We start from the raw sequence: 20,956 nt of genomic DNA, 5'->3' as shown, positions 1-20,956 counted from the left end.
GATTTGCGTGGCTCAAGCCGGGTCGAAAGCGATCGGCATCCGGATCGCGCCGGTATTGCCGCTGTCGGGAAGCCACTCGACCTCACCGTTGAAGCGCGGGTTCTTCAGGCGTTGCGAAAGCAGCTTGAGCGCCTCGGTCATGTCGCCGCGGGCAATGAAGTGGCCAAGGCAGTGATGCGCCCCGCCGCCGAAACCGAAATGCGGCTTGCGCTCGGCCGTGATGTCGAAGCTCGCATCGTCGAACACGCGCGGATCGGAGGTCGCCGATTGCGAGAAGAGGTGCAGCGTCGTGCCCTTCTCGATCGGCGTGTCATTATAGGTAAAGTCCTCGACCGCCTCGCGGGTGACCCAAGTCACGGTGGGACGCACGCGCATCACCTCCTCGACCGCGGCGCGGCCCAGCTCGGGCTGTTCGGCCAGAAGCGCCCATTGCTCGGGGTGCTCGATGAAGGTCGCCATCGCGAGGCCGAGCTGGTTGCGCGTGGTGTCGATGCCGCCGAAGATCGCCAGAACGATCATGTCGAGCAGTTCCTGATCGGAGAGCTGGCTCTTGTCCTCGTTGGCCTTGATCAGCATGCCGACGAAATCGTCTTTCGGCGCGGCGCGGCGGGCCTCGACCAGCTCCTCGACATAGTCGAAGAGCCGCTTCGTTGCCGCCTCGATCGTCGGCAGGTCCTTCTTGAAGGTGACGCCGAGAGCGAGACCCATTTCCGCAGCGATATCAGCCAGTTATCGCCAGCGTTCGAAGGGCAGGCCCAGAAGCTCGCAGATCACGCCGGTCGCGTAGGGTTCGGTGAATTCGGCGATGAAGTCGCATTCGCCCTTCGGCGCGAACTCGTCGATCAGCATCGTCGCAAGCTCGGTGAATTTCGGCGCGAGCGTCGTAATGAGCTTCGGCGAGAAAGCCGGGTTCGCCATTCGCCGCAGGCGCGCATGGTTGTCGCCCTCCTGGCTGAGCAGCATGCTTTCCCACCAGCGCGCGAATTCGCCTGTGACATCGTTCAGCGCCGGCCAGCGATAGGAGCCCTGACGGAGCTTGGGATGACGAAGAAGCTTTTGCACATCGTCATATCGCAGCACCGCGAGGCCATAATTCGTGCGCGCGCACCAGGACGCCTCGCGTGCATTCATCACTTCGGAAGAGCGGATCGAGAACCCGGGATCCGAGATATCGAGATAGGGCAGATTGTCGGCGACGAGGCTGTCTTGCGTCATTTGGAGAAACTCCCGGTCAAACTCGCGTTTCACCGAGATTTCATGCAAGTTACGTTCCAGTTTTCTCCGTCAATCTGTAATTAATTGATAAATATTGTTATTTTATATTTTCGACCAAGCTTTCTCAGCTTTGCATATTACAAATTCCATCGGATTCCCTTCATCGCTGCACAGGCGCATCAATGTTGAGGAAATGCAGCACCCGCCTCGCATCGCCTGTTCAGACGTTCGAGCCCGGGGAAATCCTTCGCTCTCCCGGGCACGAAAGCCCGTCAAAATGGGCGCTCAAAAGGATGCTCAATGAACTTCGCCAAACGCGAAAAGACCCCGCCGTTAGACACGGCGGGGCAAGGCTGTGTCCCAGGACGGCCCTCGGACACCGGCGGTAACTTTTGAATGTCGTGGAGGGCTGGCCTCAGTTCATCTCGGCGCGGATCTGCTGGCGCAGCAGGTCGATCGGGACCTGCTTGCCGTCGCGCTTGAAGGTCCAGTAAGTCCAGCCGTTGCAGGAGGGCGCGCCTTCGAGATGGGCGCCGACCTGATGGATCGAGCCTTTTACATCGTCGCCAATCAGCGTGCCGTCGGCGCGCACCTTGGCCTTGTGGCGGCCGTTGAGCGAATAGAGCTCCTCGCCCGGGCGCAGCATGCCGCGTTCGACGAGTTGACCGAAAGGCACACGCGGCTCGGCGCGTTTCGAGGTGGAAACTTCCAGCGCTTCCTTGTCGAACTTGCGAACCCGGGCAAGGCGCTTGAGGGCAACCTCGCGATAGGCGGCCTCGCGCTCGATGCCGATGAAATCGCGGCCGAGCATCTTCGCGACGGCGCCGGTCGTACCGGTGCCGAAGAACGGGTCGAGGATCACGTCGCCGGGATTGGTGGTGCCGACGAGGATGCGGTGCAGGAGCGCCTCGGGCTTTTGCGTCGGATGCGCCTTGTCGCCATTCGAATCCTTCAGGCGCTCGCCGCCATTGCAGATCGGGATCACCCAGTCGGAGCGCATCTGGACGCCCTCGTTGAGCGATTTCAGCGCCTCGTAATTGAAGGTGTATTTCGCGCCTTCCGATTTGGACGCCCAGATCAGCGTCTCATGCGCATTGGTCAGGCGCTTGCCACGGAAGTTCGGCATCGGGTTCGATTTGCGCCAGACCACATCGTTGAGGATCCAGAAGCCCTGATTCTGAAGCTCGGCCCCCATGCGGAAGACGTTGTGATAGGAACCGATCACCCAGATCGCCCCATTGGGCTTCAGGATGCGGCGGGCGGCGGTGAGCCAGTCCCGGGTGAACCCATCGTAATGCGAGAAGGAACCGAACTGATCCCAGGCGTCGTCGACAGCGTCGACTTTGGAATTGTCGGGGCGGTGCAGGTCGCCGCGTAGCTGAAGATTGTAAGGCGGATCGGCAAAGATCAGGTCAATGCTGTTCTCGGGGAGCGAGTTCATCATCTCGATGCAATCGCCTGCAAGAATTTGGTTCAGGGGCAGCGCCTGCTGCGCCGCCGGGGACTTCGTCTTTGCCATCTTTTTTGCCTCTTAACTGCCCGCCTCGGGGGATGCCGGCTTGTGCCGATCTATGGCGTCAAAGATGAGTCAAAGGCGATTCGCCGTCAATTTCTTTTTTGAATCAAGGGGTTACACTTTTTGCTTGGCACAAGATATTGTGGACGGGCTTGAAGCTTCGTCTATGAACGGGGGTGACCCCTAGATCTAGAAGGGCCTGCAAATGGTCCTTCGTGGGGTAGCCCGCATTCCGTTCCCAGCCATAGCCGGGATACTGTTGCGCCAAATCCACCATGAGCAAATCTCGCGCCTCTTTGGCCAGGATCGAAGCCGCCGCGATCGACAAAGAGCGCGCATCGCCCTTCACGATCGGCTCGGCCGAAAGGCCCAGATCGCGCGGCACGCGGTTGCCGTCGACCAGCACGTGATCGGGCTTTTGCGCGAGCCCCGCGACCGCCCGGCACATCGCGAGATGTGCGGCGTGATAGATGTTGATCTCGTCGATCTCCTCGACGCTGGCATGGGCGACGCAATAGTCGGCGCTCTGCATGATCTGCGCAGCGAGCTCCGCACGGCGCTTTGCGCTGAGCTTCTTCGAATCGTTGAGCCCTTCGGGGATGCATGCGGGATCGAGAATGACCGCCGCAGCGGTGACCGGGCCGCAAAGCGGGCCGCGACCGACCTCATCCACGCCAGCGATGCGGGTCAGCCCACGGGCAAGGGCGGCCTCTTCGAAAGAGAAATCGGGGTTTTGTACCATTGCTCCCGGATGCACCGGATCCCCGCGCCGATCAACCGTGATTTATGCGGCTGGAACCGTCGCTTTTGCGGCCAAACCGCAAAATTCCGCAAACTTTCCCTTTGAAGCGGAATTGATAGCAAAATTTATTGCCAATGCGCGTTTCGCCGCCGATATTTCGGTCATGGATAGAATCGACCACAAAATCATCACCCTTCTCGCCGAAGACTGCCGCCGGTCGCTTGCCGATATCGGCGCGGGGGTGAACCTTTCGCCCTCGGCCGTGAATGAGCGAATCCGCCGTCTCACCGCCTCGGGCGCGATCCGGCGATTTACCGTCGAGGCCGATCCCGAAGCGCTCGGCCTGCCGGTCACCGCCTTCATCTGGGTCGCCCTTGCGCCAGACAGTGACGAAGCGGCCTTTCGCAGCTTTGCGCAGACTCGCCCCGAAATCTCGGAATGCCACCATGTGACCGGGCCGTGGTCCTACCTGCTCAAGATCCATTCGCCCTCTCTCGCGGGCATCGAGGCGTTTCTCTCCACCCTCAAGGAGCGCAGATTCCTCGCCCGCAGCGAAACGATGATCGCGCTGTCTTCACCAGTCGATCCGGGCTTCGGCCCGCGGGGTGACTTATGACCGGGATTGAACTTTTCGCGAAAAGCCTCGTGCTGGGCGTTGCGATCGCGGCACCGCTGGGCCCGATCGGGGCGCTGTGCATTTCGCGCACGCTGGAACGCGGTTTCTGGGCGGGCCTCGCCGGGGGGCTGGGCACCGCGCTGGCGGATGCGACCTATGCCCTTCTGGCGGCCGCGGGATTCGCCGCTTTTTCTGCCGGGCTTGCGCGGATCGACATGCCGTTGAAACTCGGGGGCGGGCTGTTTCTTCTATGGCTGGGATGGCGGAGCTTTCGCAGCGCCCCGGCCCGGCAGGCGGCGCGGGTTGGCGCGCGCGATCTGATGGGGACGATCGCCGCCACCTTCGCCCTGACCATCGCCAACCCGATGACGATTCTGTCCTTTGCCGCGATCTTTGCCGGGCTGGGGCTGGCACAGGCCGAGGGCGCGCGCGGGGCGCTTCCGGTGGTGGCGGGCGTGTTCAGCGGTTCGCTCCTGTGGTGGGCCACGCTGAGCGGGGGCGTCGCGCTGGCCCATCGCCGCCTGCCCGAGGGCTTCGCCCATCGCGTCGCGCAGATTTCGGGTCTCGTGCTGATCGGCTTCGGTCTCTGGGCGATCGGGTCGCTCGCGATGTGAAAAGGGCGGAGACCGATGGTCCCCGCCCGCTGCTCGACGTTCTTGATGACGTCTGCCTTATCTTCAGCGCCGCGACAGGCGGATGCCTTGATCCTCGAGACAGTTGCGCCCATAGACGGTCTCGCTGTCGTGGCGACCGGTCTTGATGGTGAAAGCGCAGTTGCGCGGCAGACGGGTGCGCGTGTAGCGATCGAGGCAATCAGCCGAGACGACCTCACCCCAGCCATTGCGCGTCTTCACCTTCTGCACACAGGAGGAGGGAAGATGAATGCGGTCGCGGCCATAGCGGTCGCGCTCACGTTCCCGCTCCCGCTCGCGACGGGCCTCGGCCTCGCGGCGCTCACGCTCGATCCGCTCGCGTTCCAGACGGCTTTCGCGTTGTTTCCAGGTCTCGCGCGGCAGGTAGACCGACGGGGGAACCGTCTTCCGCTTTTTCTTGTCGTCATTCATCGAGTCGATGATCAGCGCCGCGGCCCCGATCCCGAGCAATACGGCAAGCGTGTCGCGATCCTTGTCACCCAACGCTGCGGCAGGCGTGGTGCTTGCAGCCATCGTGCCCAGTGCGACGGTGGTGGCGGTGAAAAGCGCGGTCGCCTTTGTCTTGAAACTCATCCTTCGGTCCTCCGGTCGGGCAGCCCCCAGGGCCGCGATAAAGTCGATGGAACGACCGTGCGGCGAAGCGGTGGAGTCAGGCAATAACGGGGGCTTGATATCCGATAACAGCGCCCGCAACCCCCTTCGGCTATTGAATAACAGCGGCTTTGAGCGCAGCGTGAACGGCATGAAACACGCATTTCTCATTTTGGCGTTTCTCGCCTCGGCCTCGGCCGCTCAGGCCCAGTGCTATGCCGATTACAAGGCCAAGCGCGACAACCCGTTGCAGCTGCAATACGGTGTCGCGCAGGTCTCGGATTCGGCCTGTTCGAAAAAGGCCGCGGCGCGCGAATTGGCGCCGAGGCTCGAGGCTGCGGGCTGGACCTTGCTGACGGTCCTCTCCACATTCGGGCCCGAAGGGTTGGAGAAAAGGAAAGCCAGTGCCGGAAAATACTTCCTCCGTTACTGACAGCCTGCGGCTGGGCTCGCGCGCGGTCGTGGCCGGGGTCGTGGCGGTGGTCGCGATCCTCGCGATCACGGCGGGGTTCCTCTTTGCCAAGCTCCCCGATGCGGACGCGTTCAACGCCCGGGTCGAGCAGATCTTCGTGCAAAACGACAACCTGACCTCGCAGGCCGAGATCAAGCTGCTGGAGGTCCTGGCACAATCGGGCACGGCCTTCTCTGACGTGCTGGCGAATTATCGGGTGATCATCTTCATCCTGCTGATCTTCGCCGCCGCGCTTTTGCTGGCGGCGATCATCTTCCTGCTTCTGCTGATCGGACTGAACCGCCGGATGATCGAGATCCGCCGCGCCGGAATCGAGGTGCAAAGCCTGCGCATCCTGCGCAGCGAAAACGCGGTGATGCTCAACGACATGGGCTTCACCCTGACCCCGGCGGCGATCGAGACGCTCTCGGTGCTGGCCGAAGCCCGGATGGATGACGATATCCTCACCGGCGCACAGATCGAGGCGATGATCTCGGGCCGTAACGAGGCCGATTGCGACGAGGCAGCGGGCGCGACCCGGATCAAACGTCTGCGCGACAGCCTCGGCAATCAGCTCGTCAGCGAGCTTCTCGTGCGCAACATTTCCCGCAAGGGCTATGCGCTTAGCGTGTCCAAGGACGCGATCCGCGTCGACTGATCCGGTTGCGTGGCCGTTACATGCGCCCTATATCGCAGGGTCTGTTGACCTGCGGGGGAGCCTATGTCCGACACGCCCTTCTACCTGATCGACGAGGCCCGACTGCGCGAGAACATGCGCAAGATCGAGCGCCTGCGCGAGCGTTCCGGCGCGAAAGCCCTGCTGGCGCTGAAATGTTTCGCGACCTGGTCGGCCTTCGACATCATGAAGCCTTACATGGACGGCACCACGTCGAGCTCGCTCTTCGAACTGCATCTGGGACGCGAGAAATTCGGCAAGGAAACCCATGCCTATTCGGTCGCCTGGTCCGATGACGAGATCGACGAGGCTATCGGCTACGCCGACAAGATCATCTTCAATTCGCTGAGCCAGCTGGATCGCTTTGGCGACAAGGCCGCGCATATCGAGCGCGGCCTGCGTCTGAACCCGCGTTTCTCGACGTCGGGCTTCGACCTGGCGGACCCGGCGCGTCCCTTCTCGCGGCTGGGCGAATGGGACACCGAGCGGCTGGAGGCGGCGATGGGCCGGATCTCGGGCGTGATGATCCACTACAATTGCGAGAATTCCGATTTCGCGCTCTTCGACCATCAGCTGTCGCGGATCGAGGCCGAGTTCGGCGATATCCTCAAGCGCCTGAACTGGGTCAGCCTCGGCGGCGGCATCCATTTCACCGGGCCGGATTACCCGCTCGACGCGCTGGCCGACCGTCTGAAGAAATTCTCAGACGATTTCGGCGTTCAGGTCTATCTCGAACCCGGCGAAGCGTCGATCACGCAGACCGCCTCGCTCGAGGTGACGGTTCTGGATATCCTCGATAACGGCAAGAAGATCGCCATCGTCGATAGTAGCATCGAAGCGCATATGCTCGACCTGCTGATCTATCGTGAGACCGCGAAACTGCCGCAGCAAGGCGAACACGAATACCAGATCGCAGGCAAGACCTGCCTTGCGGGCGACATCTTCGGCGACGCGAAATTCGACAAACCGCTGGAAATCGGCGACCGGATCTCGATCGCGGATGCGGCCGGTTACACGATGGTCAAGAAGAACTGGTTCAACGGCGTGGCGATGCCCGCCATCGCCATACGTCGCGAAGATGGTAGCATCGACCGGATTCGCGAGTTCACCTATGAGGACTACCGCGCCTCATTGTCCTGAGGGCCTTTCGCGCCCCCTTCCCCTGTCCTGTCGAAAAGGAGACAGCCGAAGTGAAAAAGAACGTGCTCATCATCGGAGCGGGCGGCGTCGCCCAGGTCGTGGCGCATAAATGCGCGCAGAACAACGACATCCTGGGCGATCTGCACATCGCCTCGCGCACCAAATCGAAATGCGACGCGATCATCGAGAGCGTGCGTGAAAAGGGCGCGATGAAAGTGGCGGGCACGTTCGAGGCGCATCAGGTGAACGCGCGCGACACGGCCGCCGTGGCGGATCTGATCCGCAAGACCGGCGCGCAGATCGTGATCAACGTGGGGTCCGCCTTCGTGAACATGTATGTGCTCGACGCGTGCATCGAGACGGGCGCCGCCTATATCGACACTGCGATCCACGAAGAGCCCGACAAGATCTGCGAAACCCCGCCGTGGTATGCCAATTACGAATGGAAGAAGCGCGATCTTTGCACCGAGAAGGGCGTGACCGCGATCCTCGGCGCGGGCTTCGATCCGGGCGTGGTGAATGCCTTCGCGCGTTTCGCGATCGACCAGATGGACGAGGTGAAATCCATCGACATCGTCGACATCAACGCGGGCTCGCACGGCAAATATTTCGCGACGAATTTCGACCCCGAGATCAATTTCCGCGAATTCACCGGCACCGTCTATTACTGGGAAGACCAGCAGTGGAAAGAGACGTCGATGTTCGCCTCGGGCCACAAATGGGATCTGCCGGTCGTCGGTCCGTCGCAGGCCTATCAGTCGGGCCATGACGAGGTGCATTCGCTGGCGACCAACTATCCGCAGGCCGATGTGCGCTTCTGGATGGGCTTCGGCGACCACTACATCAACGTCTTCACCGTGCTGAAAAATCTTGGTCTGCTGTCCGAGCAGCCGGTGAAAACCGCCGAAGGGCTGGAAGTCGTGCCGCTGAAAGTGGTGAAGGCCGTGCTGCCCGATCCCGCCTCGCTCGCACCGAACTACACGGGCGAGACCTGCATCGGCGATCTGGTGAAAGGCACCAAGGACGGCAAGGACGTGGAGTATTTCGTCTACAACGTCGCCGATCACAAGGAAGCCTATGAAGAGGTCGGCTCGCAAGGCATCTCCTACACCGCTGGTGTGCCGCCGGTCGCAGCCGCGATCCTCGTGGCGCAGGGGGAGTGGGACGCAAAGACGATGAAGAACGTCGAAGAGCTCGATCCGAAACCGTTCTTCACCCAGCTCGACCGCATCGGCCTTCCGACGCGCGTGCTGGTGGGCGGCCTCAAGGGTGAGGACAAGGCCTGGACCGAGATCTGATCCGGACCGCCAGACATACGAAAGGCCCGCGCGATGCGGGCCTTTTTCGTTTAAAGAGTGGTGATCCCGGCAGGATTCGAACCTGCAACCTGCCCCTTAGGAGGGGGCTGCTCTATCCAGTTGAGCCACGGGACCACGCGCCTCTTGATGCCGCCAAAGCGGCGGCTGTGCAAGTCGGGAGCGCGGCAAATGAAAAGGGGATGCGTATTGGCCCACCGCATCCCCTTTTTAGATCTGTCACCACGATCGGAGTCTACACGCGGGTCCAGTTTGGCCGGCTGCCGGATTGTTTGGAGTCTGGCCCGGTCGCCGTTATCGCTAACATATGGTGCATCATCCGCTTGCGCAAGGGAAATGTTTGGCGCTAACAAGAATGAAACTGGAGGAATTCCGCCGTGTCCCGTCCCAATGACTCCCGCCGCCCCCTGACGCTGCGCGACGTTTCCGAAGCCTCGGGCGTTTCGGAAATGACGGTCAGCCGCGTACTGCGCAATCGCGGCGACGTCTCCGATGCGACGCGCGAGAAGGTGCTGCATGCGGCCAAGACGCTGGGCTATGTGCCCAACAAGATCGCCGGCGCACTGGCCTCGCAGCGGGTGAACCTCGTGGCGGTGATCATTCCGTCGCTGTCGAACCTCGTCTTTCCGAAAGTGCTCTCGGCGATCTCCGACGAGCTTGAGGATACCGGGCTCCAGCCGGTGGTGGGTGTGACCAACTATTCGCCCGAGAAGGAAGAGCAGGTTCTCTACGAGATGCTCTCCTGGCGGCCCTCGGGCGTGATCATCGCCGGGCTCGAGCACACACCGGCTGCCCGCGCGATGCTGGAAAACGCCGGTATTCCGGTTGTCGAGATTATGGATGTCGATGGCGAGGGTGTGGATTCCGTCGTCGGCATCTCGCATCGCCGTGCCGGTCTGCACATGGCCGAGGCGATCATCGCCGCTGGCTATCGCAGAATTGGATTTCTCGGCACGAAGATGCCCGAGGATCACCGGGCGCGCAAACGGCTCGAAGGGTTCAAGGAAGGGCTCGCGAAAGCGGGCATCGAACTTGCCGATACCGAGTTCTATGCCGGCGGCTCGGCGCTGGCGAAGGGGCGCGAGATGACCGAGGCGATGCTCAAACGCACGCCGGACCTAGATTTCCTCTATTATTCGAACGACATGATCGGCGCCGGTGGCCTGCTGTGGTGTCGCGATAACGGGATCGACGTTCCGGGCAAGGTCGGCCTCGCGGGGTTCAACGGGCTTGAACTTCTCGAGGGGCTCTCGGTGCAGCTCGCCACGATGGATGCCTGTCGCGGCGAGATCGGCAGGAAGGCCGCGCAGATCATCGCGGGCCGGTCGCAAAGCGGCATGATCGGCGGCGAGGTGATCGAACTCGAGCCGGTACTCGAACCCGGCGAGACAATCCGCAAGACCTGATCAGTTCAGGGCGCAGCAGCCAGTGAATACGAGGTCTTCCTCGGGTGTGCGCAGGAAGAAATCGATCCCGATCGCATATTTCCTGTCGCTCATCCCGTCCGAGCATTCGCGATTGCGCAGAACCGAGAACCCCTCGGCCCCGCCGCCCCGGATCTTCCAGCCGATGGTCTCGAAAGCCCCGCTCCGCGGCGCGCCGCTCCACTCGATCCCGAGACTGCGCGGTTCCTCACCCGGCATCTCGAGGCTCAGAAGGCCGGGTTCGTAGCTGACGCTCCAGAACGGTTCGGTGCCGTAGCAGAACAGCGGCACGCGCTCGGTCCACCAGGGCGGCATCGGCTCTGATTTCAGATAGCGCGCCGAGACCCACCCCGACCGCTCACCCGCATTCAGGCGCCTCCACTTTCCATCTTCCGACGCGCCGGTAACCTCGATCAGTGTCGTGTCTGGCGGGATTACCCCGATGATCGGGGCCGAAGCCAAGGGCTCGGCGCGGATGTTGAGCACGTCATCGGCGGCGACACCGCTCACATCGGCATAATGCGGAAAGCTCTCGGCCAAGGCGGGTGCCGCCAGAGACATGAGGACGAGCGGGAGGATCAGGACCAGACGTTTCATGGGGTCAGCCTACTAGCGCCGCGCGCTCCAGCTCAGCGAGGCATATTGCCGCGTGTAGAACTCGCCCATCAGCCCGATCATCAAAAGCGCCAGACCGACATAGAGCGGATAGTGCCAGTTCGAGAAATGCGGGTTGTAATTGATGAAGGTATAGCCGCGTGCCTGGTCGATCGTGTGGAAGAGCGGATTCCAGTCGAACAGCACGAGCATCTTGTGCGGCAGGTTGTTGGCGAGGAACATCTTGCCCGAGGCGATCATGTTCGCGCGGCTGTAAATCTGCTGGATCACGCCCACCACATCTGGCGCCCAGGGCTTCGCGGCAAGGAAAACGAGCCCGATCGCAAGCCCGACGAACCAAGACAGGAGCATCATCGCCAGCGCGCCGACCCAGTCGTAGATCTCGATCGGCTGAAACGCCGCATGGTAGATGAAGAGCACCGTGATCATCGAGAGCATCTGGATGTAGAGCGTACTCAGCGCCGCCGCCGAGATCGAGATCGCCGTGGTCATCGGCGCGTGTTTCATCATCGCCGAGGTCGGCCCCTCTGCCCCGAACACCGCGCCGATGGTCTTGGTATGGGTCAGGAACAGGAAGATCCCGCTCATCACGTAAAGCAGGAAGTCGCCGCGCACCGAATTGCCGCGCAAGCCGAGCACGCCGAACATGATGTAGAAGGTCAGGATCAGCAGGATCGTCTGCACCATGTTCAGCAACAGGCCGACCAGCGCATTGCCATGCGATTGGCGCAGTTTGCGAACGGTGGCGTGATAGATGAGCTCCAGCAGGCTGAAGGTCGATCCAAGCGTGGAATTGCTGCGATCTGCTTTGAACATTTTCCTGCCAATCGGGTGCGGCGCGCCGCCAGCCTATCGGGCAAACCTTGCCCAAGCCTTGTCGCCGCATCATAAGGGGGGAGATAAATCATAGCAATCAGGCCTGAATTTGGCGGAACGGAGTGATCATGGATTTCGAGCATCTGATGCAAGTCATGCGCCGGCTTGCTCTCGAAGCGGGCGACAGGATCATGGAGATCTACAATTCCCCTGACTTCGAAGTGAAATCCAAATCCGACAATTCGCCCGTGACCGAGGCCGACGAGGCCGCGGACGCGCTGATCTCGGCCGGTCTGCGCGAGGCCTTCCCCGATGTCGCGCTGGTGACCGAGGAGCAGGCGGCGAGCCATAATCAGGACGTCTCGACCTTCCTCATCGTCGATCCGCTCGACGGCACCAAGGAATTCGTCCAGCGCCGCGGCGATTTCACCGTGAACATCGCCTATGTCGAAGACGGCAAGCCGGTGCGCGGCGTGGTCTATGCGCCCGCAAAGGGGCGGCTCTTCTATACGTTGGCCGATGGCCGCGCGGTCGAGGAGGAAGGCCCGAACTTTCCGAAACAGGCGATGGGTCCGCACAAGCCGATCACTGTCTCGATGCCCGACAATCGCGGGCTGATGGTGGTCGCATCGAAATCGCACCGCGATCAGGCGACCGACGATTACATCGGCAAATACGCGGTGAAGGATATGCGCTCGGCTGGCTCGTCGCTGAAATTCTGCCTCGTGGCGACCGGCGAGGCCGATCTCTATCCGCGGCTCGGGCGCACGATGGAATGGGACACGGCGGCCGGTGACGCGGTGCTGCGCGGCGCAGGTGGCGAGATGGTCCGCTTCGACGATCACACGCCCTTCACCTATGGCAAGTCCGGCTTCGAGAACCCGTTCTTCATCGCCTACGCCCCCGGCGTTCTTCTGGTGAAATGATGTCCGTTCTCATCGTCATCCCCGCACGCTACGCCTCGACGCGCTATCCCGGCAAACCGCTCGTCGAACTGACCGGTGCGACGGGCGTGAAAAAGACCCTGATCCAGCGAAGCTGGGAGGCCGCGCAGGATGTGCGGGGCGCCGATCGGGTCGTCGTCGCAACCGATGACGCGCGCATCCGGGAGGCCTGCGAGGCCTTCGGTGCCGAGGTGGTGATGACCTCCGAGACCTGCCGCAACGGGACCGAGCGTTGCGCCGAGGCGGCGGAGACGCTTGGCGGTGGCTACGAGATCGTCGTCAACCTGCAAGGCGATGCGCCGCTGACGCCTGCCTGGTTCATCGAGGATCTGGTCGCCGGGCTGCGTGCGAATGACTGGGCGGAACTCGCCACCCCGGTGCTGCGCTGCGAGGGCGAGATGCTCGCCAGCCTGCGGGAGGATCGCCATCACGGCCGAGTCGGCGGCACCACCGCCGTCTTTGGCGCGGGCAATCGCGGGCTCTATTTCTCCAAGGAAGTGATCCCCTACACCGCCGAGAGCTACCTGCCGCACGATCCCACCCCGGTTTTCCATCACGTCGGCGTCTATGCCTACCGTCCCGACACGCTCGCCGATTACGCCACCTGGCCGATCGGACCGCTGGAAACGCTCGAAGGGCTTGAGCAGCTGCGGTTTCTCGAGAACGGTCGTGCCGTGCTGTGCACCGAGGTCGAGGCGCGCGGGCGGCAGTTCTGGGAACTCAACAACCCTTCGGACGTGCCACGCATCGAGTCGATGATGCGCGAAATGGGTCTGGCCTGACGCGAACCTGCATCACGCAAAGTTTCCATTTCGCGGGAACCTGAAGCGATCGGGGCGATTTTCCCCTTACATGCGCAACAAACAGCGCGTGATGATGCGGCAGTGCGGCAGGTTCCTTGTTACGCGCCGCAAGACTCGCCACAATGGCGGCAATTAGCGCGCTTCGGCGCAGTAACGATAAAGGTGATGAATGAAACGCAAGGTGACGAAGGCGATCTTCCCGGTTGCCGGCCTTGGAACCCGCTTCCTCCCCGCCACGAAATCGATCCCGAAAGAGATCCTGACGCTGGTGGACCGTCCGCTCATTCAATACGCCATCGACGAGGCGCGCGCGGCCGGCATCAAGGAATTCATCTTCGTGACCTCGCGCGGCAAGTCGGCGCTGGAGGATTATTTCGATGATGCGCCCGAGCTCGAGACCGCCCTGCGCAAGAAGGACAAGAAAGACCTTCTCGAAGAGCTCAAGAAAACCAACATGGATTCCGGCGCCATCGCCTATGTGCGCCAGAACAAGCCGCTCGGGCTTGGCCACGCGGTCTGGTGCGCGCGCCGCCTCGTGCATGACGAGCCCTTCGCGGTCATCCTGACCGATGACGTGATCGCGGCCGAGAAGCCCTGCCTCCAGCAGATGATGGAAGCCTACGAGGAAACCGGCGGCAACATCGTCGCGGCGATGGAAGTGCCCACAGAGAAAACCTCGTCCTACGGAGTGCTCGATATTTCCGAGGTGAACGGGCCGCTGGTGAAGGTGAAGGGCATGGTCGAGAAACCGCAGCCCGACGTCGCGCCGTCGAACCTCGCCGTGATCGGGCGCTACATCCTGACGCCGGAGATCATGAAGAACCTCAACAAGAAGGAAACCGGTGCGGGCGGCGAGATCCAGCTGACCGACGCGATCGCGCAGGAGATCGCCAACGGCAATCCGGTTTACGGCTATCGCTTCAAGGGCCAGCGTTTCGACTGCGGTTCCAAGGCGGGCTTCCTTCAGGCCACCGTGGCTTTCGGTCTCCAGCGGTCCGATCTCAAGGACGAGTTCGGCGACTATCTGGGCGACATCATGAACATGCGGACGGCCGCCGAGTAAGCGATGAAACCTCATGTGTTGGTGACGGGCGGTGCGGGCTATATCGGCTCGCACGCCTGCAAGGCTCTGAGCCGCGCAGGCTATGTTCCGGTCTGCTTCGACAATTTCTCGACCGGCTGGAAAGAGGCGGTGAAGTTCGGTCCGCTTGAGGAAGGCGATCTCGCCGACCGGGCGCGGCTCGACGAGGTCTTCGCGAAATATCAGCCCATCGCGGTGATGCATTTCGCTGCGCTGAGCCTCGTCGGCGAGTCGATGCAGAACCCCTCGAAATACTGGCGCACCAACGTCAATTGCGCGCTGAATTTGATCGAGGCGGCGGTAGAAGCCGACTGCAAGAATTTCGTCTTCTCCTCGACCTGCGCGACCTATGGTGACCAGGACGGGGTGGTGCTGGACGAAGACACCGAGCAGCGCCCGATCAACGCCTATGGCGGCTCGAAACGCGCCATCGAGGATATGCTGCGCGATTTCGGCGCGAGCCACGGGCTGAACTCGGTGATCTTCCGCTATTTCAACGTGGCCGGCGCCGATCCCGACGCCGAGCTGGGCGAGCAGCATGTGCCGGAAACCCACCTGATCCCGCTGATGCTCGACGCGATCGCGGGCAAGCGCCCGGCACTGACGGTGTTCGGCTCGGACTATCCCACGCGCGACGGCACCTGCATCCGCGATTACGTCCATGTCTCCGATCTGGTCGATGCGCATGTTCTGGGGCTGAAATGGCTGGAGAGCGGCAAGCCTTCGCGCGTCTTCTGTCTTGGCTCGGGCAACGGGTTTTCGGTGCGCGAAGTGATCGACGCCTCGCGCACGGTAACCAATCGCGATGTGCCCATCGTCGAGGGCGAGCGCCGCGCCGGCGATGCCGCCTGCCTCGTCTCGGGCTCGAAACGCGCGCTTGAGGAACTGGGGTGGCAACAGCAACGCTCCGATCTTTCCGTGATGATCGGCGATGCATGGCGTTGGCATCAGGCGAAAGAGTATGAATACTGATCCGCGCCGAGCGGATCGGGAGAGGGCATGGCATCGCGCCGGGAGCTATGGGACGCCTACAGGCTGCGCCTCAAGCGCAAGCAATTCCTCTGGCGTGCCCTGCGCAAGCGCCATCAGCTCGAACGCCTCTCCGACCGGACTCGCACGATCCGCCCTGGCGATATCCTCGCCTTCGCGGTGATGCGCAACGAGGCCCTGCGCCTGCCCTATTTCCTGCGTCATTACCGCGATCTCGGCGTCGATCACTTCCTCATCGTCGACAATGGCAGCTCCGATGGCACCACGGGCCTTCTGGCCGAAGCGCGCGATGTCTCTCTCTGGACGACGCCGGCGAGCTATCGCGCCTCGCGCTTCGGGCTCGACTGGATCACCTGGCTGATGATCCGTCACGGTCACGATCACTGGTGCCTCACCGTCGATGCCGACGAGTTGCTGATCTACCCCTACCATGACACGCGCCCGCTGCCCGCGCTCACGGGCTGGCTCGACGCCTCGGGCATCCCCGCCTTTCCGGCGATGATGCTCGACCTCTACCCGAAGGGGCGAATCGGTGCGCAGAGCTATCAGGCGGGTCAGGATCCGCGCCAGATCCTGAGCTGGTTCGATGCGGGAAATTACACGATGACCCGGCAGGAGCGCAGCCAGGCGCTCTGGATCCAGGGCGGGCCACGCGCGCGCAGCTTCTTCGCGCAGCGACCGCGTCGGGCGCCGACCCTGTCGAAGATTCCCCTCGTGCGCTGGAATCGTCGCTTCGCCTATCTGAACTCGACCCACGCGCTCCTGCCGCGCCACCTCAACAAGACCTATGACGATGGAGGCGGCGAGGCGATCTCGGGGCTCCTGCTGCACACCAAGTTCCTCGACACTGTGATCGAGAAATCTTCCGAAGAGAAAGCGCGGCGCGAGCATTTCGGCCGTCCGGAGGAGTTCGACCCCTATTACGACGCGCTCATCGCCGACCCGCAGCTCTGGACGCCCTACTCCGCGCCGCTTGGCAGCTGGCGCCAGCTCGAGGCACAGGGCCTGATGTCGCGCGGCGGCTGGGTCTGATTGATTGTCGTCACATTTTCAACAAAAGGTGACGCAAAGGTAATGCCGTCTCTTCTCAGGCACCCACAAAGAGGCTAAGATACAGGAGACTATTGAATCCAAAGGGGAAAACTTGTCGTTTTGGCCAAGGCGACAGTTAACCTTCTGCTAAGTATATTCAGCAATAACAGGCCGCATTTGCGGAAGGGACGACACGTGGGACTGAGAGATCTGGTCAGGCTGCGTCGAAAACGCAGGTTGAGACAGTTTCGCGCCATTCGGAAACGGCGGGAACTGAGCCCGCTGTCCGATCGCACAGCCCAGATCAGACCCGATGACGTTCTCGTTTTCGTCACCGCGCGCAACGAACGCATCCGCCTGCCCTATTTCCTGCGCTACTACCGGGACATGGGGGTGCGCCATTTCCTCTTCGTCGATAATGGCAGCGATGACGGATCGGCGGACTATCTCGCCGAGCAGGAGGATTGCTCTGTCTGGACGACGTCGGCTTCCTACAAGGCTGCGAATTTCGGCATGGACTGGATGAACTGGCTGCTGCGCAAATACGGCACCGGGCACTGGACGCTGACGCTCGATCCCGACGAGTTCCTCGTCTACCCGTTCTGCGACACTCGCCCCATCCAGGCGCTCACGGATTGGCTCGACACCTATGGCATCCGCTCTTTCCCGGCGATGCTTCTGGACATGTATCCGAAAGGCCCGATCGACGCGCAGCCCTATCGCGAGGGCCAGAACCCCTTCGATCTGGCCTGTTGGTTCGATAGCGGCAATTACATGATCAAGACCAACCCGGAATACCGCAACTTGTGGATTCAGGGGGGGCCGCGGGCCCGGATCTTCTTCCCCGAAGAGCCCAAACGCGCGCCGTCGCTCAACAAGATCCCACTGGTGAAATGGGAGCGAGGGCATGTCTATCTCTCCTCGACCCACATGCTTTTGCCGCGCGGGCTCAATCAGGTCTATGACACGATCGGCGGCGAGATGGCCTCGGGCTGCCTGCTGCACGCGAAATTCCTCTCGCCGCTCACCGCCAAGGTCGAGGAAGAGCTGCAACGCAAACAGCATTATGCAGGGTCGCGCGAATATCACGCTTATGCCCGGACCATCTCAAAAGAGCCCGATTTGTGGTGCAAATGGTCGGAAAAATATATCAATTGGCGCCAGCTCGAGATCCTCGGACTGATGTCCAAGGGCAATTGGGCATGAGAGGATTTCACCCGTGACCGTCGGTTTCATCATGATGTGCCACACCGCGCTCGACCGTGCGGCTCAGGTCGCGCGGTTCTGGGCCGAGGGTGGCGCGCCGGTGGTGATCCATGTCGATGCCCGTGTCAGCGCCCCTGATTACAAGGGTTTCCAGAAGGCTCTGGCCGATCTCGACAATGTCTCCTTCTCTCGGCGCTACAAATGCGAATGGGGCACCTGGTCGCTCGTCGCCGCCAGCCAGGCCGCGGCCGAGCAGATGCTGGAACGCCATGCCGAGGTGCGCCACGTCTATCTCGCCTCCGGCTCGTGCCTGCCGCTGCGGCCGCTGAAGGAACTGACCGACTATCTCGACGCGCGCCCCTATACCGATTTCATCGAGAGCGTGACCACGACCGAAGTCGGCTGGACCGTCGGCGGCATCGACATCGAGCGTTTCACCCTGCGGTTCCCCTTCTCGTGGAAGAAGCAGCGCCGCCTCTTCGACCGCTATGTCGAGTTTCAGCGCCGCGTCGGCTTCAAGCGCCGCATCCCGTCGGGGCTCGTGCCGCATCTCGGAAGTCAGTGGTGGTGCCTGACGCGCCAGACCTTGTCCGCGATCCTGCAAGACCCGGACCGACCGCTCTACGACCGTTATTTCAAGCGCGTCTGGATCCCTGACGAGAGCTATTTCCAGACCCTTTCAAGGCTCTATGCCACCTCGATCGAGAGCCGGTCGCTCACGCTGACCAAGTTCGATTTCCAGGGCAAGCCGCATATCTTCTACGACGACCACCTCCAGCTTCTGCGCCGTTCGGACTGCTTCATCGCGCGCAAGATCTGGCCGCGTGCGGACCGGCTCTATCAGACATTCCTGACGAAGAATGCCCAAAGCCCGGCGATGGCCGAACCCAACCCGGCCAAGATCGACCGTCTTTTCTCGAAATCGATCGAGCGGCGCACACGCGGTCGCCCCGGCCTCTACATGCAAAGCCGCTTTCCGAAGAAGGACCACGAGAACGGCAAGACCTCGGCACCCTATTCGGTCTTCCATGGCTTCTCGGATCTCTTCGAGAATTTCGATGGCTGGCTCGCGAAATACGTGGGCGCGCGGGTGCATGGCCATCTCTTCGCCCCTGAAGGCGCCGAGTTCGCGGGCGGTGACACGATGTTCAACGGCTGTCTGACCGATGACCCGGCACTGCGCGACTACAACCCGCGCGCCTTCCTGACCAACCTGATCTGGAACTCCCGCGGGGAGCGACAGTGCTACATGTTCTCGCCGCGGGACAATCAGGCCAACAACTGGTTCACCGCGACCGACCCGAACGCGCAAATCTCGGTGATCACCGGCGCCTGGGCCTTGCCGCTCTCGCGGATGAACGAGAATTTCGCCACGATCCGCCGCGAGGCCGCACGGCTGCAAAAGCGCGAGCTGGAACATCTGGAGATCCTGCGCTCCATGTATGTGAAGGCGCGCGTTCGGATCTGGACCGTGGCCGAGTTCATCGAAAACCCGATGGAGCCTTTGCAGACCATCATCGACGAGATCAGCCCCCGCGCCACGCGCCGCCTGACCGAGGCGCCGCAGATGGTCGAGCTGACGGGCTTCCCGCAATTCCTGCAAAACCTCAAGAACCAGGGCATGCAGCCGCTCGTGATGGGGGATTTCCCGCTCAATGCCGGGGAAGGGCGCCACGCGAACCGGCGCGGTCGCCCCTATCTGGTGAAGTGACATGGCGAGGTTCGACAGTTTCGTGGTCTTCGCCGAGATGCGGACCGGATCGAACCTGCTCGAGGCCGCGCTCAACAGCCTGGATGGCGTGACCTGCCATGGCGAGGCGTTCAACCCCGTCCTGATCGGCTATCCCAACCGCACGGAGCTATTGGGCGTGACCATGGCCGAACGCGATGCGGATCCGCTGGCGCTGTGGAAGGCGATCAAGGCGCAGGACGGGCTCAACGGCTGCCGATATTTTCACGATCACGACCCGCGCATGCTCGCAGTCTTCGTCGATGATCCCAAATGCGCCAAGATCGTGCTGACCCGCAATCCGATCGAAAGCTATGTGAGCCTGTTGATCGCCCGCGCGACCGGCCAGTGGAAGCTCGGCGACGCCAAGCACCGCAAGGCGAGCAAGGCGCGTTTCGATGCCGAGGAGTTCGAGGCCCATCTCGAAGAGTTGCAGGGCTTTCAGGTCACGCTGCAAAACGCGCTGCAACGCTCGGGCCAGACCGCCTTCTACATTGATTACGAGGATGCGCAGTCGGTCGAGTTGCTCAACGGGATCGCGAAATGGCTCGGCGTCGAGACGCGGCTCGAAGAATTGCCCGACAGCCTCAAGGTGCAGAACCCCGAGCCGCTGGAGGCGAAGGTCTCGAATTTCCCGGGGATGGAGGCTTCGCTCGCGCGGCTCGACCGCTTCAACCTCTCGAAGACCCCGAATTTCGAGCCCCGTCGCGGCCCCGGCGTGCCCGGTTTCATCGCGAGCGAGGCGGGGCTGCTCTACATGCCGATGCGTCCCGCGATGGACGCGCCGATCCGCGACTGGCTGGCCCGGCTTGGCCCGCTTGAGGAAAGCTTCTCGCAAAAGACCCTGCGCCAGTGGAAGCGCCGCCATCCGGGTCATCGCAGCTTCACCGTGCTGCGCCACCCCCTGATGCGCGCCCATCTCGCCTTCTCGGCCGTCCTGAATTGGGACAACATGCTCGAGACACGCGCGGTACTGCGTCAAAGCTACAAGCTGCCGATCCCCCCGGAAGGCGACGCTATCGCGCCCGAAGCCTATGCAGAGGCGCTGATCGCTTTTCTTGGCTGGCTCAAAACCAACCTCGCCAACCAGACGAGCCTGCCGGTGAACGCGCTCTGGGCCACGCAATCGGCCCAGTTGCAGGGGATCGCCCAGTTCGCCCTGCCCGACATGCTTCTGCGCGAGGAAAGGCTGACGGCGGATCTGGCCTATCTCGCGCGCTCCGCCGGGATAGAGGCGCCGGAATTTGGACAGGCCGACGGCGATACCGCCCCGATCAAGCTGGCCGATATCTGGACCCCGGATCTCGAAGCTGCCGCCCGCGAAACCTATACGCGTGACATGATGCAGTTCGGCTTCGGCCCCTGGAAAGCCTGAGCGACACGGAAAAAGCGCGCCGGAC

The 20,956-nt window shown here is 62.3% G+C and carries 22 protein-coding genes and 1 tRNA gene; 15 read left to right on the top strand and 8 right to left on the bottom strand.

What is annotated here, in order from left to right; all coding sequences use genetic code 11:
- Positions 1 to 12: 12 nt before the first annotated feature.
- The 4 genes from BMI90_RS18940 to BMI90_RS05510 form a co-directional block, all read right to left on the bottom strand.
- Positions 13 to 708 (bottom strand): cytochrome P450, encoded by a 696-nt coding sequence (locus tag BMI90_RS18940; RefSeq protein ID WP_246831487.1) that lies wholly within the window; start codon positions 706 to 708, stop codon positions 13 to 15.
- A 21-nt stretch (positions 709 to 729) separates the two neighbouring features.
- Positions 730 to 1,215, bottom strand: coding sequence for a hypothetical protein (locus BMI90_RS18935; RefSeq protein WP_246831486.1), 486 nt, complete (start codon positions 1,213 to 1,215; stop codon positions 730 to 732).
- 415 nt (positions 1,216 to 1,630) lie between these two features.
- The gene (locus BMI90_RS05515; protein ID WP_078526787.1) at positions 1,631 to 2,734 is read right to left on the bottom strand and encodes a site-specific DNA-methyltransferase; all 1,104 of its coding nucleotides are present in this window, start codon (positions 2,732 to 2,734) and stop codon (positions 1,631 to 1,633) included.
- 103 nt (positions 2,735 to 2,837) lie between these two features.
- A complete protein-coding gene (locus BMI90_RS05510; RefSeq protein WP_078526785.1) occupies positions 2,838 to 3,473 on the bottom strand; it encodes a ribonuclease HII in 636 nt (211 codons plus the stop codon).
- Positions 3,474 to 3,636: 163 nt separating this feature from the next.
- On the opposite strand from BMI90_RS05510, the gene BMI90_RS05505 reads away from it, so the two are divergent.
- Together BMI90_RS05505 and BMI90_RS05500 are read left to right on the top strand one after the other, a co-directional pair.
- On the top strand, positions 3,637 to 4,089 hold the full coding sequence (locus BMI90_RS05505) for an Lrp/AsnC family transcriptional regulator (RefSeq protein ID WP_078527252.1): 453 nt from the start codon (positions 3,637 to 3,639) through the stop codon (positions 4,087 to 4,089).
- Positions 4,086 to 4,703: a LysE family transporter gene (locus BMI90_RS05500; protein ID WP_078526783.1), complete on the top strand. Its 618-nt coding sequence runs from the start codon at positions 4,086 to 4,088 to the stop codon at positions 4,701 to 4,703. The genes BMI90_RS05505 and BMI90_RS05500 overlap by 4 nt, the downstream gene beginning before the upstream one ends.
- 63 nt (positions 4,704 to 4,766) lie before the next feature.
- Here BMI90_RS05500 and BMI90_RS05495 read toward each other — a convergent pair whose 3' ends face one another.
- Positions 4,767 to 5,315, bottom strand: a complete 549-nt coding sequence (locus BMI90_RS05495) for a hypothetical protein (RefSeq protein WP_078526781.1) — start codon at positions 5,313 to 5,315, stop codon at positions 4,767 to 4,769.
- Between the two features lie 169 nt (positions 5,316 to 5,484).
- Here BMI90_RS05495 and BMI90_RS05490 point away from each other — a divergent pair, with 169 nt between their 5' ends.
- The 4 genes from BMI90_RS05490 (at position 5,485) to BMI90_RS05475 (ending at position 8,898) form a co-directional block, all read left to right on the top strand.
- Positions 5,485 to 5,766: a hypothetical protein gene (locus BMI90_RS05490; protein ID WP_038075798.1), complete on the top strand. Its 282-nt coding sequence runs from the start codon at positions 5,485 to 5,487 to the stop codon at positions 5,764 to 5,766.
- Complete coding sequence (locus tag BMI90_RS05485; RefSeq protein ID WP_078526779.1) at positions 5,738 to 6,442, top strand: hypothetical protein; 705 nt, start codon at positions 5,738 to 5,740, stop codon at positions 6,440 to 6,442. Before BMI90_RS05490 ends, BMI90_RS05485 begins: the two co-directional genes overlap by 29 nt.
- Positions 6,443 to 6,505: 63 nt before the next feature.
- Entirely contained in the window at positions 6,506 to 7,600 is a 1,095-nt protein-coding gene (gene nspC / locus BMI90_RS05480; protein ID WP_078526777.1) for a carboxynorspermidine decarboxylase, read from the top strand.
- Between the two features lie 50 nt (positions 7,601 to 7,650).
- Entirely contained in the window at positions 7,651 to 8,898 is a 1,248-nt protein-coding gene (locus BMI90_RS05475; protein WP_078526775.1) for a saccharopine dehydrogenase family protein, read from the top strand.
- Positions 8,899 to 8,956: 58 nt separating this feature from the next.
- Here the strand turns inward: BMI90_RS05475 and BMI90_RS05470 are convergent.
- Positions 8,957 to 9,033, bottom strand: a tRNA-Arg gene (locus tag BMI90_RS05470).
- 260 nt (positions 9,034 to 9,293) lie between these two features.
- On the opposite strand from BMI90_RS05470, the gene BMI90_RS05465 reads away from it, so the two are divergent.
- Positions 9,294 to 10,322 (top strand): LacI family DNA-binding transcriptional regulator, encoded by a 1,029-nt coding sequence (locus BMI90_RS05465; protein ID WP_078526773.1) that lies wholly within the window; start codon positions 9,294 to 9,296, stop codon positions 10,320 to 10,322.
- On the opposite strand, the gene BMI90_RS05460 is transcribed toward BMI90_RS05465, so the two are convergent.
- On the bottom strand, positions 10,323 to 10,937 hold the full coding sequence (locus BMI90_RS05460; protein WP_078526771.1) for an SH3 domain-containing protein: 615 nt from the start codon (positions 10,935 to 10,937) through the stop codon (positions 10,323 to 10,325). It abuts the gene before it with no gap.
- Between the two features lie 12 nt (positions 10,938 to 10,949).
- Positions 10,950 to 11,771, bottom strand: a complete 822-nt coding sequence (locus BMI90_RS05455; RefSeq protein WP_078526769.1) for an ABC transporter permease — start codon at positions 11,769 to 11,771, stop codon at positions 10,950 to 10,952.
- Between the two features lie 128 nt (positions 11,772 to 11,899).
- Between BMI90_RS05455 and cysQ the strand changes: the two genes are divergently transcribed.
- From cysQ to BMI90_RS05415, 8 genes are all read left to right on the top strand, one after another.
- Positions 11,900 to 12,697, top strand: coding sequence for a 3'(2'),5'-bisphosphate nucleotidase CysQ (cysQ, locus tag BMI90_RS05450; RefSeq protein ID WP_078526767.1), 798 nt, complete (start codon positions 11,900 to 11,902; stop codon positions 12,695 to 12,697).
- Entirely contained in the window at positions 12,697 to 13,497 is an 801-nt protein-coding gene (locus BMI90_RS05445; protein WP_078526765.1) for a manno-octulosonate cytidylyltransferase, read from the top strand. The genes cysQ and BMI90_RS05445 overlap by 1 nt, the downstream gene beginning before the upstream one ends.
- Before the next feature lie 190 nt (positions 13,498 to 13,687).
- Positions 13,688 to 14,581: a UTP--glucose-1-phosphate uridylyltransferase GalU gene (galU, locus tag BMI90_RS05440; RefSeq protein WP_078526763.1), complete on the top strand. Its 894-nt coding sequence runs from the start codon at positions 13,688 to 13,690 to the stop codon at positions 14,579 to 14,581.
- Between the two features lie 3 nt (positions 14,582 to 14,584).
- Positions 14,585 to 15,571: a UDP-glucose 4-epimerase GalE gene (gene galE, locus BMI90_RS05435; protein WP_078526761.1), complete on the top strand. Its 987-nt coding sequence runs from the start codon at positions 14,585 to 14,587 to the stop codon at positions 15,569 to 15,571.
- Positions 15,572 to 15,598: 27 nt separating this feature from the next.
- The gene (locus BMI90_RS05430; protein ID WP_078526759.1) at positions 15,599 to 16,621 is read left to right on the top strand and encodes a glycosyltransferase family 2 protein; all 1,023 of its coding nucleotides are present in this window, start codon (positions 15,599 to 15,601) and stop codon (positions 16,619 to 16,621) included.
- 195 nt (positions 16,622 to 16,816) lie between these two features.
- Positions 16,817 to 17,827: a glycosyltransferase family 2 protein gene (locus tag BMI90_RS05425; protein ID WP_078526757.1), complete on the top strand. Its 1,011-nt coding sequence runs from the start codon at positions 16,817 to 16,819 to the stop codon at positions 17,825 to 17,827.
- Positions 17,828 to 17,840: 13 nt separating this feature from the next.
- Positions 17,841 to 19,538 carry a beta-1,6-N-acetylglucosaminyltransferase gene (locus BMI90_RS05420; RefSeq protein WP_078526755.1) on the top strand — a complete coding sequence of 566 codons (1,698 nt, stop codon included), beginning with the start codon at positions 17,841 to 17,843 and terminating at the stop codon, positions 19,536 to 19,538.
- 1 nt (position 19,539) lies between these two features.
- Positions 19,540 to 20,931, top strand: a complete 1,392-nt coding sequence (locus BMI90_RS05415; RefSeq protein ID WP_078526753.1) for a nodulation protein NodH — start codon at positions 19,540 to 19,542, stop codon at positions 20,929 to 20,931.
- Positions 20,932 to 20,956: the final 25 nt, after the last annotated feature.

Origin of the sequence: Thioclava sp. L04-15 (assembly GCF_002020275.1) — a bacterium.
Lineage (GTDB): Bacteria > Pseudomonadota > Alphaproteobacteria > Rhodobacterales > Rhodobacteraceae > Thioclava > Thioclava marina.
The sequence above is the reverse complement of the archived record's forward strand: the minus strand, read 5'-3'. Positions and strand labels throughout refer to the sequence as shown.

Coding starts and splice junctions, on each gene's coding strand:
- BMI90_RS05500 (WP_078526783.1), top strand. CDS start 4,086: ATGACCGGGATTGAACTTTTCGCGAAAAGCCTCGTGCTGGGCGTTGCG.
- BMI90_RS05445 (WP_078526765.1), top strand. CDS start 12,697: ATGTCCGTTCTCATCGTCATCCCCGCACGCTACGCCTCGACGCGCTAT.
- galE (WP_078526761.1), top strand. CDS start 14,585: ATGAAACCTCATGTGTTGGTGACGGGCGGTGCGGGCTATATCGGCTCG.
- BMI90_RS05415 (WP_078526753.1), top strand. CDS start 19,540: ATGGCGAGGTTCGACAGTTTCGTGGTCTTCGCCGAGATGCGGACCGGA.
- BMI90_RS05505 (WP_078527252.1), top strand. CDS start 3,637: ATGGATAGAATCGACCACAAAATCATCACCCTTCTCGCCGAAGACTGC.
- cysQ (WP_078526767.1), top strand. CDS start 11,900: ATGGATTTCGAGCATCTGATGCAAGTCATGCGCCGGCTTGCTCTCGAA.
- BMI90_RS18940 (WP_246831487.1), bottom strand. CDS start 708: ATGGGTCTCGCTCTCGGCGTCACCTTCAAGAAGGACCTGCCGACGATC.
- nspC (WP_078526777.1), top strand. CDS start 6,506: ATGTCCGACACGCCCTTCTACCTGATCGACGAGGCCCGACTGCGCGAG.
- BMI90_RS05460 (WP_078526771.1), bottom strand. CDS start 10,937: ATGAAACGTCTGGTCCTGATCCTCCCGCTCGTCCTCATGTCTCTGGCG.
- BMI90_RS05495 (WP_078526781.1), bottom strand. CDS start 5,315: ATGAGTTTCAAGACAAAGGCGACCGCGCTTTTCACCGCCACCACCGTC.
- BMI90_RS05455 (WP_078526769.1), bottom strand. CDS start 11,771: ATGTTCAAAGCAGATCGCAGCAATTCCACGCTTGGATCGACCTTCAGC.
- galU (WP_078526763.1), top strand. CDS start 13,688: ATGAAACGCAAGGTGACGAAGGCGATCTTCCCGGTTGCCGGCCTTGGA.
- BMI90_RS05510 (WP_078526785.1), bottom strand. CDS start 3,473: ATGGTACAAAACCCCGATTTCTCTTTCGAAGAGGCCGCCCTTGCCCGT.
- BMI90_RS18935 (WP_246831486.1), bottom strand. CDS start 1,215: ATGACGCAAGACAGCCTCGTCGCCGACAATCTGCCCTATCTCGATATC.
- BMI90_RS05490 (WP_038075798.1), top strand. CDS start 5,485: ATGAAACACGCATTTCTCATTTTGGCGTTTCTCGCCTCGGCCTCGGCC.
- BMI90_RS05430 (WP_078526759.1), top strand. CDS start 15,599: ATGGCATCGCGCCGGGAGCTATGGGACGCCTACAGGCTGCGCCTCAAG.
- BMI90_RS05515 (WP_078526787.1), bottom strand. CDS start 2,734: ATGGCAAAGACGAAGTCCCCGGCGGCGCAGCAGGCGCTGCCCCTGAAC.